Source organism: Colwellia asteriadis (genome assembly GCF_039523295.1).
Lineage (GTDB): Bacteria > Pseudomonadota > Gammaproteobacteria > Enterobacterales > Alteromonadaceae > Colwellia > Colwellia asteriadis.
Genome location: NZ_BAAAFA010000006.1, coordinates 224,999 through 239,690 on the forward strand (window position 1 = coordinate 224,999; position 14,692 = coordinate 239,690).

Sequence of the window (14,692 nt, forward strand, 5' to 3'; positions counted from 1 at the left end):
GTTTATTGTCCTTTAACTAGCGTTTTGTATTGCTGCAAATACGCATTAACCATGTTTGTTTCATTAAAATTAGTAAGCACTTTATTTCGGGCATTTTCGCCATGCTCAATAATGAGTTCGGGTTGTTTTATGTAACGCTTTAAAGCTTGAGCTAGTGCTTCAGGATTACTTTTTTCCACTAAATAACCTTCAACACCATCGGTAATCACTTCTGGAATACCACCAACGTTGGTGGATACCACCGGAGTTTTTGCTGACATGGCTTCAAGAATAGTCATAGGAATACCTTCGGCCACTGACGATAAAACAAATACGTCGGTATTGGCGAGTATTTGTGCAACATCATCTCGAGCCCCTAAAAAGTCAACGTTGCTTAATTCATGTTCTTGGCAGAACGTTTCAAGTATTACTCTTTGTTCACCATCACCAACAATGGCCAACTGTGGCAATGCATCAATGCCAATGTCGTTTTTGAGTAATAAAAAAGCCTTTAATAAGGTTGCATGATCTTTTACTGCGGTGATACGCGCGACAATGGCAAAACGAAGCTGCTTGCTTGGTGTTTTAGTAATATTAAAAACTTCGGTATTAATGCCGTTTTGAATTAATAGCGTTTTTTTCTGAGTAATGCCAACATGATTAACCAACCAAGAATGTAAGTCTTCACTTACACAGACATAACACTGAATAAAAGCCGACATTATTTTTCTTAAAAAGTTATGCTTTTTATTCAGTCCTTGTGGATCTCCAATATCGCGGCCATGCTCTGCATGAATATGCCCCTTCACGCCAGCTAACCAAGCAATAGGATGATACTCAATTGTTGGTAAATTATAAGTGTGCAATATCTGCGGTTTAAGCTGCCTTAATAGTTTAAACAACTTAAAATGAATACCTAAGTCACTCCCTTGTTTTTTACCCAAGCAATGTACAGTGACAGGGTTATCTACGGCTTGCGCAAAGTTATTGGCATCGGTAAGCGAGATAATAATATGTTGGTAATTCTCATCTTGCATTTGGTTAATACAATTGAGCATTACCCGCTCTAAACCACCAATATCTAAACGATAAATAAGGTGAGCAATAATCGGCTTACTATTACTCACCACTTTCGTCCTTAAATAATTCACTTTGCTTATTGAATGCCGCAATAAGTGTTTTTTCTGCTGTTTCAAGATCAGTAATACCACTAACAGAAACTGCGCGAATTTCACTAAAGTCCGATTGTTGAGTCAAGCTATTCCATGCTTGCATTAATTTGGCTTTATTAGCATTAACCGTAAAGTAATCACCTATTTTATATTGGTAAAGATAACTTCTTGGAAAGCCTCTGCTATTGCGTAAGTTTACGAGCATTGCAGGTTCATTATTAATGATGACTTCTTTGCGAGAGGCTATGGTCCACAAATCGTGATTATGAGTAACATTTTGCCAAACAATTAATTCGCCTTGGGTTTGTTTATTGCCGTATAACGCTTTAAAAGCTTCAACACTTACGTTATTAGCACCACGAATAACGCCATAACGAGTTTCTATCGCATCAACAAAGCTTATACCCCAACTTGAATTACTAGTTTCCTGCTGCTTTTGCTCTACCGCTAAATCTACCGTAGGTATTGAGCGTAATGTAAATAGAGTGCCACATAAAATAACTAAGGTAGTTGAATAAAGTAAATAATTAGAGCGACTAATTGTTGCCGATTTATTGGCTTTATCACCCTCTTCGTTTACAGCTTCAGCATTGTTATCTGAGGTTTTTTCTGGGGCTTTATCGGCAAAAAAGCCACCAATCCAAAACATTAACATGATAACAAAACCAAAAAACAGCCAACCATAAATTAAATGATCAGCTCCTGTGGCATATTTCATATCAGAATAATAAGCAATAGCAACAATGCCATACGCTCGTATTCCGTTAGCTAAAATAGGTAGTATCATCGCAAAAAGCACAAACAATATTTGCTTATAGGTTTTGTTATAGGTTAAATAACCAAACAAGGTACCTACGGCAACAGAAGCGATTAAGTAACGAATTCCCGAGCAAGCAACGGCAACTTCAAACATACCTGTAGGTATTTCAATATAAAGGCCATTTTGATAAAAAGGAATACCATTAAGGTCAAGGAAAAATACAGTGAACCAAGCGGTAACGTCTTGTAACCAAGGGATTAAATTTTCCCCCATCGGTACAGCAAATAATAAATAAGCTAATGGAAATTTATAATGCCACGCAACGTTATTACCCACCATAAACCAAGTTAAGCAAATTAATGAAACAACCGCCGAAAGCTGCCCTAAAACATTAATATCTGCTGCATAAGCAAATAACCAAACAAAAAGTGAACCGAATAAAAATGGTAGTGCCAACCAACTTGGTTTAACTTGGCTACTAAGTAAGTTTTCTTTATCACGCCAAAGTAACCATAAACTAATAGGAAGAATAAAATAGCCATGTGCAAACGTATCTGAGCGCGCCCATATAGCTTCCATACTTAATAACGCATCTTGATAGAGCACCGCCCACACAACAATAATCAATGCAAACATAGCAATAAAGCGATTATCACGTATTGTCATACCGGTTAAATTACTCATCAATTATGTCCTTTGCAGAAAAGTACTGCTGTAATGGCTGTAATGTATTTTCCCAAGTAAAGTTGTCTATTATCCACTGTCGATTGCTTAAATTGACTGCGCTGTCATTTAAATATTTTAGGCAAGCTTGGGCATATACACTTGCCTCATCACTAATCACAACGCCGCTAGATTCTTTGGCGTTAATACCTTCCATCGCCATTGTGGTTACCACAATAGCTTTATTTAATGACATAGCTTCTAGCACTTTATTTTGTATACCTCGCGCTATTTGCAAAGGCGCAACAACACAAGTTGCCTTAGCAATAAATGGTCTAATGTCGTGTACTCGGCCAGTAACAACAATACCAGGCTGCTCCGCCAATGCTAACACTTCACTGCTTGGGTTACCGCCAACAATACAAAAGATAGCTTGTGGGTTTTTAGCAATAATAAACGGCCAAACGTACTTAACAAACCACAATACTGCATCGACATTCGCCCAGTAATCCATAGCGCCCGTGAAACTAATAAATGGTACGGTAGGTACTAGGCTTTCTGCTGAGAAGTCTGCTTGTGGATCGAAAAAGTCAATATCGACACCATTTAGCACCCCATGTACTGACTTTTGCAGTGCTATCGGTTGTCGTGCGCTAAATAATGCTGCTTCATCGGGAGAAACAAACAAACTGTGAGAAAATTCAGCGCATATTTCATCTTCAACTTGTGCTAATAAACGATATTCACGGTTAAAAAACCACTTAGCGACACCTTGTTTTTTCTGTGCATATTGACGCCACTTATCTGAATCAACATCAACAAAGTCAATCACACGCTCTAACGCACTATAACGACTTTCTTGGCAATATTGCGCCATAGAGGAAGAGTATACAAAAACCTTTGCTATTTTATGCTCAGCGACTATTGCAGAGGTCCACTGCGCCATACGTTTATCATAATAGTAAGGGAGTGTTATGGGCTTGCCAGTAAAAAAGCCTGATAAGCCTTTTATTTTCGAAAAGGTTTTATTTTGATCAAGGTGAAAGACAGAAGCACAATATTTATTGAGTCCATCAACATATTGCTTATCGAAAGGATCATCAATAAAACAACCTAAGTGAACGGCATAAGTTTCACTCAGCTTCTTTAAAATATTAAACGAGCGAATTTTATCGCCCTTGTTTGGCGGAAACGGAATACGGTGGCAAAGAAACAATAATGGCTCTTTGACTGAAACCTTATTATTAGCGAAATGAGGTTGCGATTCTTTACTCATCACTATTAACCCAAATACTTAGATAAAAATGGGCCAATAAACTGACTAACTTTTAAAGGTAGCTTTTGCCACAACTGAATAAACAATTTATATTTTGGGTTGTTAGGACTTAAATTAGGTAGCTCTTGTGCGTTAACTAAGTGGTAATAGTAGTACACTGACTTAGGCTCCATCCCCCAGTTTTTCTTATACTTAAAAGGGCCGCTATCATTTTTACTTCGACCAAAATCATACCAACGATAACCTTTCTCACTGGCATTACACATTACTTGGTAATACATGAAGTCAGCGCTTTTTAAACCACGAGCACTGTCATTACCACCACCGTAATAAGGTAATACTTGCTCATTAAAGTAAAAATTCATTACCGCACTCGATAATTGATTATTTTTATCTTTAATCACAGCAATATCGATAGCCTCACCAAAAACATCAATAATATGAGTGAAAAAACTCTTACTAAATATTGGTGTACCTAAATTACGATAGCTAGTAGATAATAACTCATAGAAATCTGCTAAATTTTCATGGCCTGATGATAGCGAAAAGTTAAGCTCATTTTTTAATGAGTGACGAATAACTGCACGTTGTTTCTTTTTAATATTCGCTAATATTTGCTCATTATCTTCAGCAAGTTCACAACCAAAAGTGCTATGCGCTTGTTTCAATAACAGATCGGAGTCTTGTTTTTCTTGGTATCTAAGTTCAAGATAATCAACCGATAGCTTATCGGCTAACTGGCAAGCTTCTTTTTCTAACGCTCGCACAATTTCAGGAGAGTCAGCAATTGCACCACCATAAACACAAAAAGGTGTTGAAATAAGTGCATGACCAAATAATTTACTTTTAACTTCAACTAAAGGTAAAACGCCACAAATAACGCCTTCTGTTTCAACATACAAAAAATAGCACGGATGATTAAAACTTTGTTCTATGACTTTTTTCCAGCCACTTAAATGAAAAAAACTTCCTTGCGGATTATTTTTAACGTAAGCATCCCAAGCGCAAGCTTGATCAGAAGTAAGGGTTTTTATTTGGCTGTTAATATTCAAGTTTCCATTCTCTATTTTTAACTGATAGTTATTCGATTAAACGATCATTACGACATATAAGTACGTTTGCTCAGCTACTTGCCCAAGTAAACACTTTTCATAGTGTCCCATTGGTAATCTTCTAATAAACGCGCCACTTTGCCTTCCATACGAGACAGGTTGATATAGTGACGTAGTTTAGACTTCATTGAGGCACTCGTAATACGTGGCTGGTCTGGATCAATTTCCCACGGGTGAAAATAAAAGCTATAAGGCTGTTGCTCATTTGCTAAATAGTTATTTATACGTTTTTTCGATAACCAATAAGGATACAAACGAAAATAACCACCGCCACCAATACCAGTATTTTGTTCATTTTTTCGTACTGTTGGAACGGGGATCTCTGAAATACCCTCTGGACGATTATATATAAACCTTGGCCATTCAGGCACACCATATAGATCATGCTCAATCGGGTAAGTACTTGAGCTATACTCAAAGCCTAAATCAGCCAGTATTTGATAGACCCAAGTGTTGGTATCATTAAATGAAAAGCTTGGTGCGCGATAACCAATGATGGCTTGCCCTGCAGCGTCTTCTAAAAGCTGCTTACTTTTCGCCACATCATCTTTAAATTGTTGTGGGTTCATTTCAGTCGCACGCTGATGAGCATAGCCGTGGCTTGCTAATTCATGACCTTCATTAACGATTGCTTTAATTAGTTCAGGGCAACGTTCAGCCACCCAACCTAAGGTGAAAAAGGTACACTTGGCATTTTTTTCAGCAAACAACTCTAATAACCGAAAAGTATTTTTTTCAACACGTAGCTCTAAGTTTTTCCAGTCTGATTTTTGAATATCATTCTCAAAAGCAGAAACATGGAAATAGTCTTCGACATCGACTGTCATTACTTGTTTTTGAGGCACGTTTAACGTATCTACAATATTACTATTAGACTGCATGTACTTAACGCCCCTTGCCAAACAAGACTACTTCAACGGTACGAATTAAAATAAGTAAGTCTAATAGAAAGCTACGATGCTTAATGTAATACAAATCGTATTTTAATTTTTCAAGTGAGTCGTTCTCAGTTGCACCATACGGGTACTTCAACTGTGCCCAACCAGTTAAGCCAGGCTTAACATTATGACGCTCGTTATAATAAGGGATGTTTTTAATCAGTTGTTGCACGAATTCTGGACGCTCAGGTCTTGGACCAACAAACCCCATATCCCCACGCAATACATTATAAATTTGAGGTAGTTCATCTATTCTATACTTACGTAAATAATTACCTACTTTAGTAATACGGTTATCATTTTCGCTAGCCATTTGCGCACCATTTTTTTCGGCGTCTAAACGCATACTGCGAAATTTAATAATATTGAATGGTTCGCCATCTAAACCAACACGCTCTTGACGATAAAAGACAGGAACATGCATTCCCTCTGTTAGTTTAATTATAATGACCGTAAGCAGCATAATAGGCCAGGTCACTAATAATAAACCTAACGCCATAAAAGCATTAAACACCCAATCTAAGGTGTTGCGCAGGTGATTGTTAGAAGCAAAGCCATTAGAATATATTACCCAACTAGGGTAAATCAGGTTAACCGCTATTTGACCGGTTTCACGCTCAATAAAGTCTAATATTTCGGTAATTTCAATACCGCGAATTTTACATGCAAACAATTCATCAACAGGTAAGTTATTACGTCGCTCATCGCTAGCAACAACAATTTCATCAATTTCATGCTCAAGCGCATAACTCACTAATGAACCATCAAGTGTTATACGTGTCTCTTCTCTAATGCCTTCCTCAGAATCACCTTCCATAACAATAAAGCCATGAACGGTGAAGTCTTGTCTATCGACATCTCGGCGCATTCTCTTTTCAATAATTGAAGCTCGCTGTCCTGCACCAACCACTAAGATTCGGCGCTTGCCAAAACCAAAAAAATCTATTTTAAACGTTAAATAACGAAATGAGCTAACAAGCACGACACTAAATAATGAGGCGATAGCAATTACTTCAATAGGTAAATGATATGCTCCGTAAAATGGGTTGATTAATGTTGCAGCAAAAAATCCTACGGCTACACACATTAGCATCCTGCGAAATATGCCACGAAAGCTCTCTCTTAATTTAGAGTTGTAAAGTCCTAAGGCTAAAGAACTTAATTGATTAATTAACGCAAAAATAATGGCGTACAATAATAAAAGACCGTTAGGTATATTATTATGTTCAACTAACCCTAACCACTCATTAAAATAAAGTGCTAAAAATAATGCGCTAACAAACAGTATTTGTTCGATGATAATTAGTGACTTACTTCCGGCGGATAAATCTCGAAATTTTGAACTAGACATGATCGGTCTGATTCCCTCTAACTAATGACTACAGCGTAACCATTTACCGATTAAAAACGACGCTTATTCTAACAAAATAATAACCAATGTTAATTGTTTATTTACATTGGTTAATTTAAATTGCTAAAAATAGCAAAAATGCCATACAATTAGGCTTTGAATAAAAAATAAATTTAACGTCAAAATGAAGGTATTAACCATGGATATACGTTTTACCGAAACAGCCAAAGTTTTCTTGGTGCTTATTACTGCTGCTTTATTTAGCGGCTGTAGTTCAAATACGCTACCTACCGCAACCGTACAGCCCTCAACTACTACAGATATTAATTCATACAAATATTTAATTGGTGCCGGTGATGTGCTTAATATTTTTGTCTGGCGTAACCCCGAAGTTTCAGGCTCTTTTGTTGTCAGACCTGATGGTATGATTACCACCTCATTGGTTGAAGACATTAAAGTCGCAGGAAAAACCCCCACAGAACTAGCTCGTTCAATAGAAGAAACTCTTGCAACTTATCTACGTGACCCGATAGTAACGGTAACCGTTCAAAGCTTTGTTGGCCCTTTTAGCGAACAAATACGTGTTATAGGTGAAGCAGCACAACCCCAAGCAATTAATTACACTCAGAATATGTCTTTACTTGACGTTATGATTCAAGTGGGTGGTTTAACTGAATTTGCTGACGGTAATGATGCCGTATTAATTCGTGTAGAGAATGGTAAGCAAAAACAATACGAAATAATGATTGACGATTTACTGAGAGACGGCGAAATTAGCGCCAATGTTGATATGTTACCTGGTGACATAATTATTATACCTGAAGCGTGGTTTTAATCATTTAGTAACCATCTACAAGCAAGCCTAGCAGAAAGACCCAAGGGTTTTCTGCTATTTATCATATAAAAAACATGGAGTTAAACGTTAGGAATGCAAGAAGTATTTGAAGACATTATTGATTATCTTAAGGGTATATGGCTAAAACGTCGTTATATTATTATTGCGACTTGGCTTATATGTCCTGTTGGCTGGTACTTAGTATCAATAATGCCCAATGTTTATAAATCTGAAGCTCGTGTTTATGTAGATACTCAATCGCTACTACGCCCTTTATTAAAAGGACTCACTGTTGAAACCAATCCAAACATCCAAATTAACTTAATGGTAAAAACCTTATTAAGCCGACCTAATTTAGAGCGAATTGCTCGTATGACTGATCTTGACGTACAAGCCAATACCCCTGAAGAGTTTGAAATTATTATTAAAGGATTAAAAGAAAAAATTAAAATTTCAAGTGGTGGTCGAGAGAACATTTATACTTTATCTATTCAGCATAAAGATCCTGAGATGGCTAAAAACATTGTACAGTCCGCACTAACTGTTTTTATTGAAAATACGCTGGGTGATACTCGTAACGATTCTGACAGTGCTCAAAAATTCTTAGATGCGCAAATTAAAGACCGTAAAAATGAGTTATTAGCAAGAGATGCGCGTTTAACTAACTTCAAACAAAGAAATAGTGACGTTTTACCGGGTCAATCAGGCGGTTATTACAATAAACTCAATAGCAGTAAAGAACAGCTAAAAGCAATAAACCTGGAAATATTAGAAAAAAAGACCCAGCTCGAATCTGCAAAACTACAGTTATCACAATCTGTTAATACTAAAACGACCGAAGGTAATGAAATCAAATCAGAAACCTCAATACAAACTACCTTTGATGATCGTATTAGTGAACTAGAAACTCAACTTGACGGTTTATCTTTACGCTATACCGACAAACACCCCGATGTAGTTGAAGTGACTCGTAGTCTTACTCATTTAAAAAAACAACGCTCGGATGAAATTAAAAAATATCTTGAACTACGTTCAGGTGATGACGGTACATTAAACCGATTAAGTACCAACCCTGTTATTCAAGAAGTGCAAATTCAAATCAATACCTTAGAAAACCAAATTGCCTCTTTAAATGTTAGAGCAAGTGACTATCACCAACAGGTTATTGATCTTGAGGGAAAAATACACACCCTACCTGAAGTAGAAGCTAAATTTAAAGAATTAACACGCGATTACGAACTTAAAAATAAAGAGTACTTACAGTTAATATCACGACGTGCCACGGCACAACTAGCCCAAGAAGCTAATGAAACCACGGATAAAATTCAATTTAAAGTGATAGACCCACCGCGAGCAGCAACCAAACCCTCAGGTCCTGCGCGATTTGTATTATTTGGCGTTGTCACCGTATTAGGTTTAGGTACTGGTGTTGCTTTATCATTTTTAATGAGCCAATTATCTCCTGTGGCAACCTCGGTAACTCAACTAGCTAAAGTCACTGGTGTGCCTATCTTTGGTGTTGTATCAGCAAATGCAAATCTGGGTTTACAAAACTGGAATAGAAAAAAGACCTTCATATTTATCGCCTCAAACATCATGTTACTGTTAGTGTTAAGTGCTTTTATTAGTTATTTTTTATTTCCTGACGCCATTCAAGCACCACTTAAAAGGATTTTTTAGCCATGAGTACTATTGAAAAAGCCTTGGCTAAACAAAAACAAGCTGAGCAATCAAATAATATTAACGACACTAAAGATAATAACGCAATAGAAGAAACTGTTGTGGTATCACCACAAACCGTCGCCAGCGAAAACATAGTAAAGAAAGACAAAATTATACTAAATGGTGAGCGCTTAAATGAACGCGGCTTTATTTATAGTGCGAATAGTACCCACCATATCCAAGAAGAGTTTCGCCATATAAAGCGTAAATTAATCAATAATGCCTTTGGTCTTGCAGCAAAAACATTAAACCATAGCAACCTCATTATGGTTAGCAGCTCAAGCCCCAATGAAGGTAAAACCTATATAGCTATTAACTTGGCGCTTAGTATTGCTTTAGAACAAGATAAAACCGTGTTGTTAGTAGATGCGGATGTATTACGCCCAAGTCTTCATAGAGAATTAGAGTTTGAAAGCAAAAAAGGGTTGTTAGAGTATTTACTTGCCGAGGTAACATCGTTATCAGATATTATTTATAGTACCAATATTGATAACCTAAAACTTATTCCAGCAGGTAAACCTCATCATTTAACCAATGAATTATTAGCCAGTGAACGTATGGCTAAGCTAGCAAAAGAGTTAGCTGAACGTTACCCAGATCGTATCGTTATTTTTGATTGCCCACCTATTATCGGTGTAACAGAAACACCAGTTTTATCTGACTTAGTTGGACAAGCTATTGTTGTTGTTGAAGAGTCTAAAACTAAAGTTGATGACGTGAAAAATGCAGTTTCACAGCTCAATAAAGATATAGCTGTTGGCATAGTGATGAACAAAACACTCAGGTCTAAAAAGGATGTCTATGGCTATTACGGTTATGGCTACGGTAGAAAAAATAAATAAAGTGGCAAAAAAACCAGCGCTTTTAGCTGCTTGCTTTATCTTATCACCAACAACACTAGCTGGAGAGTGGACTTTTGTTCCATCTTTAGGCTTCACTGAGACCTTTAGTGATAATGTAGAACTAACCAAGCAAGAGCAAACATCAAGCTTTGTTAGCCAGTTGATTTTTGGCTTTGATGCTAATTTTCAATCTAAAGATGCTTTAATTTCATTTTCAGGCACAGAAACCCTAGCGGCATACAGTCATAACAGTGATTTAAATGATGACTTTCAAACCATGCAGCTTGAAGGTTTATTTTCACTATGGTCATCAGGCCCTCAGCTTATTATTAGCTCAGACATTAGTAATGTAAGTCAGAGTAATAGCAATAACAGCCTTGCTGATTTAGTGTCTGGCGATACCGTACAACGACAGATCCATAGTGCAGGTTTGCAGTATAATATTCAAAATAGTCATCATATTCTAGATTCATCAATAATCTACAGCGTAACAGAATCTGAAGATAATATAGGTGATAGTAACGGGTATACTGCGATACTAAATAGTAAAAACGGTAACGCAGCTAGGGCTATTTTTTGGCAAATTACTGGCAATTTCTCTAACCTTAAAAATAATAGCTTACAGGGTGAGAACTATAGTTTAGAAAGTAAATTAGGGGCAATAACCTCTTGGCGACTTAATCCTTTTATTCGCTATTATAATGAAAGGATTACAGGAAACATTCCAGCTACCAACCCTGACACTACGCCATCATGGGGCCCAGGTGTTCAGTGGTTAGCGACCAAGAACTTTACGTTAGATGTTTCATACAACTACGTACAAGAAGGCAATGATAATAGTGATGACTATCTTGCAGCAAACGTTGATTGGCAGCCTTCCGCTAGAACTTCATTAAAAGCTGGCTACAATCAGCGCTTTTTTGGCGATTCATATAACTTTGAATTAACACATCAAACTAAACGCCTAAAGAACCTTATTTACTATACTGAAACTATTGAAATATTTGACCGATACTCTTATCAAGAAGAAAAGTCAGGCGATTTTTGGTGTCTATCACCAGTTTCACAAGATACAGCATCAAGCGACTGCTTATCCGCAGCACAACCACCTAGTGATACTACTAATTATCAATTAGTGGCATTCAACAATTTAGTGCCTGTTGAAAATAATGAATTTACTTTAAATAAGCGCTTACTTTGGACGTCAACACTAAACCTTTCACGTACTTCATTTAAATTTACCGCCTCAACGAGAGAAAGAGAGGCGTTAAGTACGCATATTATTGATGACTATATAACAGCTGACTTTAAAATATCTCGTAAAACTAGCGCGAGAAGTGCATTAGACTTTCTAGTGAGCTACAGTGAAAATACTTTCGATAAAAATAACCCTAATGGCAGCCGACAAAAAGATATTTATAAATCGATATCAACGACTTATTCTCGAGAGTTAGCTTCATCATTAAGTGCTTTCTTTACCTTAAGATTTCTAGATAGGGAGTCATCGGTCATTGATAGAACCTATAATGAAGTCAGAGCCTCTATCAATATAACAAAAGATTTTTAATATGTATGAAAGTTACTATGGCTTTACTGAACGACCATTTCAATTAAGCCCAGATCCTCGATTTTTCTTTGCGACAAGCCACCACCAAAGAGCGTTATCGTATTTACAATATGGCCTAGATCAAGGGGAGGGCTTTATTGTTATAACTGGCCCTATAGGTACGGGTAAAACCACTATAGCACGTAATTTATTAGCTAACCTTGGTGATGAAAATATTGTTGCTGCACAATTAGTTACAACTAAATTATCTCCTGAAGAACTACTTGAATTGGTCGCATCAGAGTTTAAAATTAATGTTAAAAGTAATAATAAAGCTGATATTTTACAAGCGATTGAAAACTTTTTAATTACGCTCAACAAACAAGGAAAGCGCGCTTTACTCTTAGTTGATGAAGCACAAAACTTACCTGCTGAGACCGTTGAAGAGCTGCGTATGTTATCTAACTTTCAATTAGATAATAAACCACTTATTCAAAGTTTTCTGTTAGGGCAAGAGGAGCTAAAGGGAATTATTTCGGCACCTGATATGGAGCAGTTTAGACAACGAATTATTGCTTCAGCTCACTTAAAGCCCTTAGATGTAGATGAAGTTAAAAATTATATTAATCATAGATTACAGCAAGCTAACTGTAATAAAGAAGCGCTTTTTTCTGATGATGCTTTTCAATTGATTTTTGAGAAAACTCTGGGTGTACCACGAAAAATTAATATTTTTGTCGATCGCTTATTACTATTTGGCTTTTTAGAAGAATTAAACACGATTAGCTGCGCCGCAATTAATGAAGTTGCCGAAGAAATGTCAGTTGAATTAACAGGCTCTTTAAACGGTAACCCAAATGAGGCTTTTGATAATAACACCACAACGCCAGTGGTTGTTAACTCAAGTGAAAACGTTGAACATATTAAAAATGTTTTACGTGAAGTCGAAGAAATATTAGAAACGACTATTCAAGAAAAAGTAAAAATGACACGCTATATAGATAAATTACTTAAGCAAAAAAGTAAGCAATACGCTGAATTACAAACAAAAGAGTCAGAAAGCTAAACACTTTCTGACTCAAAAACTTGCTATTTTTTCTATCGGATAAAAAGGGAATTTATATTCCCTTTAATTAACTATACGTTAATCGCTATTCCATACTTTTCAATAAGCGAATAAAGAGTAGGGCGTGTAATACCTAAAAGCTCTGACGCTTTTGACATATTCCCCTCAGTTAATGCATAAGCTTTTTGAATTGCTATCGTTTCAGCCTGCTCACGCACTGTTCGTAAATTCAATGATAATTCATATTCAGCATTTTCTTTATCAAAAAAGCCTAAATCAAAGGCTGTTACTTGATTTGTGGTGCTCATAATTACCGCTGATTTAACTTTATTTTGTAACTCACGGATATTACCTGGCCAACGATGGCTTTTTAGTCCGTACATGGCATCATTAGCAAACGATTTAACATTTCTTTTATATTCAGCTGCATATTGCTGTAAGAAAAAGTTAGCTAAAATAAGTACGTCTTCATCTCTGTCACGCAACGGCGGAATATTTAGTGTTATCTCTGTTATACGATAAAACAAATCTTCTCTGAATGTTTTATTAGCGACCATTTCTTCTAAGTTTTGGTTGGTAGCGCAAACAACACGAACATCAACCGGGATTTCTTTTCTACCGCCTAAGCGCTCTATTACTTTTTCTTGTAAGAAACGTAATAGCTTTGCTTGCAGCTGATAAGGCATATCGCCAATTTCATCTAAAAATAGTGTACCGCCTTGAGCACATTCTATTTTACCTAATGTGGTTTTATGAGCACCGGTAAAAGCGCCTTTTTCAAAACCAAAGAGCTCACTTTCTAATAAGTTTTCAGGAATAGAGGCACAGTTAATGGCAACAAAAGGACTTTTGCTACGGTTGCTAACACTGTGAATTGCTTTCGCGGTCACTTCTTTACCCGTACCACTTTCACCTAGCAATAGCGCTGTAATCTCTGTAGGCGCAATTCTTTGCACCATAACACGTAAACGGTCTATGCTCTCACTACTACCAATAATACCGCTCTCACAGCCCGCTACAGACTTCATGCTGCGGTTATCACTTTCTATGGTAGATAAACTAAAGGCTCTTGAAACAATAACATTGATAATATCGGAATCTACAGGCTTTTGATAAAAATCATACGCGCCCATTTCAATGGCCTTTAATGCATTAGTACGGTCATCATTACCCGTAATAACAATCACTTTAGTATGTGGCGCTATTTCTAATATTTCTTTAAGTGCTGCTAACCCTTCACTGGCATTAGCAGCATCAGGTGGTAGACCTAAATCTAAAGTAACTACCTTAGGCTCATGGCGTCTTACTGCAGCAATAGTGCTTTGTCTTGAGTCAGCTAATACAACCTCGTAATCTGCTAAGCTCCACTTTAGTTGCTTTTGAATACCTATATCATCATCAACAATCAATAACTTTTCCATTGCGACGCT

Annotated in this window: 12 protein-coding genes; 5 read left to right on the plus strand and 7 right to left on the minus strand. The window is 36.7% G+C overall.

Annotation, left to right across the window (positions count from 1 at the left end):
- Positions 1 to 2: 2 nt before the first annotated feature.
- The 6 genes from ABD005_RS10370 to ABD005_RS10395 all read right to left on the minus strand — a co-directional run bounded on the left by ABD005_RS10370 (position 3) and on the right by ABD005_RS10395 (position 7,251).
- A complete protein-coding gene (locus ABD005_RS10370) occupies positions 3 to 1,106 on the minus strand; it encodes a TIGR03088 family PEP-CTERM/XrtA system glycosyltransferase (protein ID WP_343817352.1) in 1,104 nt (367 codons plus the stop codon).
- Positions 1,099 to 2,595, minus strand: coding sequence for an exosortase A (gene xrtA / locus ABD005_RS10375; RefSeq protein WP_343817353.1), 1,497 nt, complete (start codon positions 2,593 to 2,595; stop codon positions 1,099 to 1,101). The genes ABD005_RS10370 and xrtA overlap by 8 nt, the downstream gene beginning before the upstream one ends.
- The gene (locus ABD005_RS10380; protein WP_343817354.1) at positions 2,588 to 3,850 is read right to left on the minus strand and encodes a TIGR03087 family PEP-CTERM/XrtA system glycosyltransferase; all 1,263 of its coding nucleotides are present in this window, start codon (positions 3,848 to 3,850) and stop codon (positions 2,588 to 2,590) included. Before ABD005_RS10380 ends, xrtA begins: the two co-directional genes overlap by 8 nt.
- A 5-nt stretch (positions 3,851 to 3,855) precedes the next feature.
- On the minus strand, positions 3,856 to 4,902 hold the full coding sequence (locus ABD005_RS10385) for a FemAB family XrtA/PEP-CTERM system-associated protein (RefSeq protein WP_343817355.1): 1,047 nt from the start codon (positions 4,900 to 4,902) through the stop codon (positions 3,856 to 3,858).
- 74 nt (positions 4,903 to 4,976) lie between these two features.
- Entirely contained in the window at positions 4,977 to 5,843 is an 867-nt protein-coding gene (locus tag ABD005_RS10390) for an XrtA system polysaccharide deacetylase (RefSeq protein ID WP_343817356.1), read from the minus strand.
- Positions 5,844 to 5,847: 4 nt separating this feature from the next.
- Positions 5,848 to 7,251 carry a TIGR03013 family XrtA/PEP-CTERM system glycosyltransferase gene (locus ABD005_RS10395; protein ID WP_215981297.1) on the minus strand — a complete coding sequence of 468 codons (1,404 nt, stop codon included), beginning with the start codon at positions 7,249 to 7,251 and terminating at the stop codon, positions 5,848 to 5,850.
- A 199-nt stretch (positions 7,252 to 7,450) separates the two neighbouring features.
- Here ABD005_RS10395 and ABD005_RS10400 point away from each other — a divergent pair, with 199 nt between their 5' ends.
- From ABD005_RS10400 to ABD005_RS10420, 5 genes are all read left to right on the plus strand, one after another.
- Positions 7,451 to 8,086, plus strand: a complete 636-nt coding sequence (locus ABD005_RS10400) for an XrtA/PEP-CTERM system exopolysaccharide export protein (protein WP_215981298.1) — start codon at positions 7,451 to 7,453, stop codon at positions 8,084 to 8,086.
- A 93-nt stretch (positions 8,087 to 8,179) separates the two neighbouring features.
- The gene (locus ABD005_RS10405; RefSeq protein WP_215981299.1) at positions 8,180 to 9,766 is read left to right on the plus strand and encodes an XrtA system polysaccharide chain length determinant; all 1,587 of its coding nucleotides are present in this window, start codon (positions 8,180 to 8,182) and stop codon (positions 9,764 to 9,766) included.
- Positions 9,767 to 9,768: 2 nt separating this feature from the next.
- Positions 9,769 to 10,650: an XrtA-associated tyrosine autokinase gene (locus tag ABD005_RS10410; protein ID WP_215981300.1), complete on the plus strand. Its 882-nt coding sequence runs from the start codon at positions 9,769 to 9,771 to the stop codon at positions 10,648 to 10,650.
- Complete coding sequence (locus tag ABD005_RS10415) at positions 10,610 to 12,217, plus strand: TIGR03016 family PEP-CTERM system-associated outer membrane protein (RefSeq protein ID WP_343817357.1); 1,608 nt, start codon at positions 10,610 to 10,612, stop codon at positions 12,215 to 12,217. Before ABD005_RS10410 ends, ABD005_RS10415 begins: the two co-directional genes overlap by 41 nt.
- Position 12,218: 1 nt before the next feature.
- Entirely contained in the window at positions 12,219 to 13,262 is a 1,044-nt protein-coding gene (locus ABD005_RS10420) for an XrtA/PEP-CTERM system-associated ATPase (protein ID WP_343817358.1), read from the plus strand.
- A gap of 71 nt (positions 13,263 to 13,333) precedes the next feature.
- On the opposite strand, the gene prsR is transcribed toward ABD005_RS10420, so the two are convergent.
- Positions 13,334 to 14,683 carry a PEP-CTERM-box response regulator transcription factor gene (gene prsR, locus ABD005_RS10425; RefSeq protein ID WP_215981303.1) on the minus strand — a complete coding sequence of 450 codons (1,350 nt, stop codon included), beginning with the start codon at positions 14,681 to 14,683 and terminating at the stop codon, positions 13,334 to 13,336.
- Positions 14,684 to 14,692: the final 9 nt, after the last annotated feature.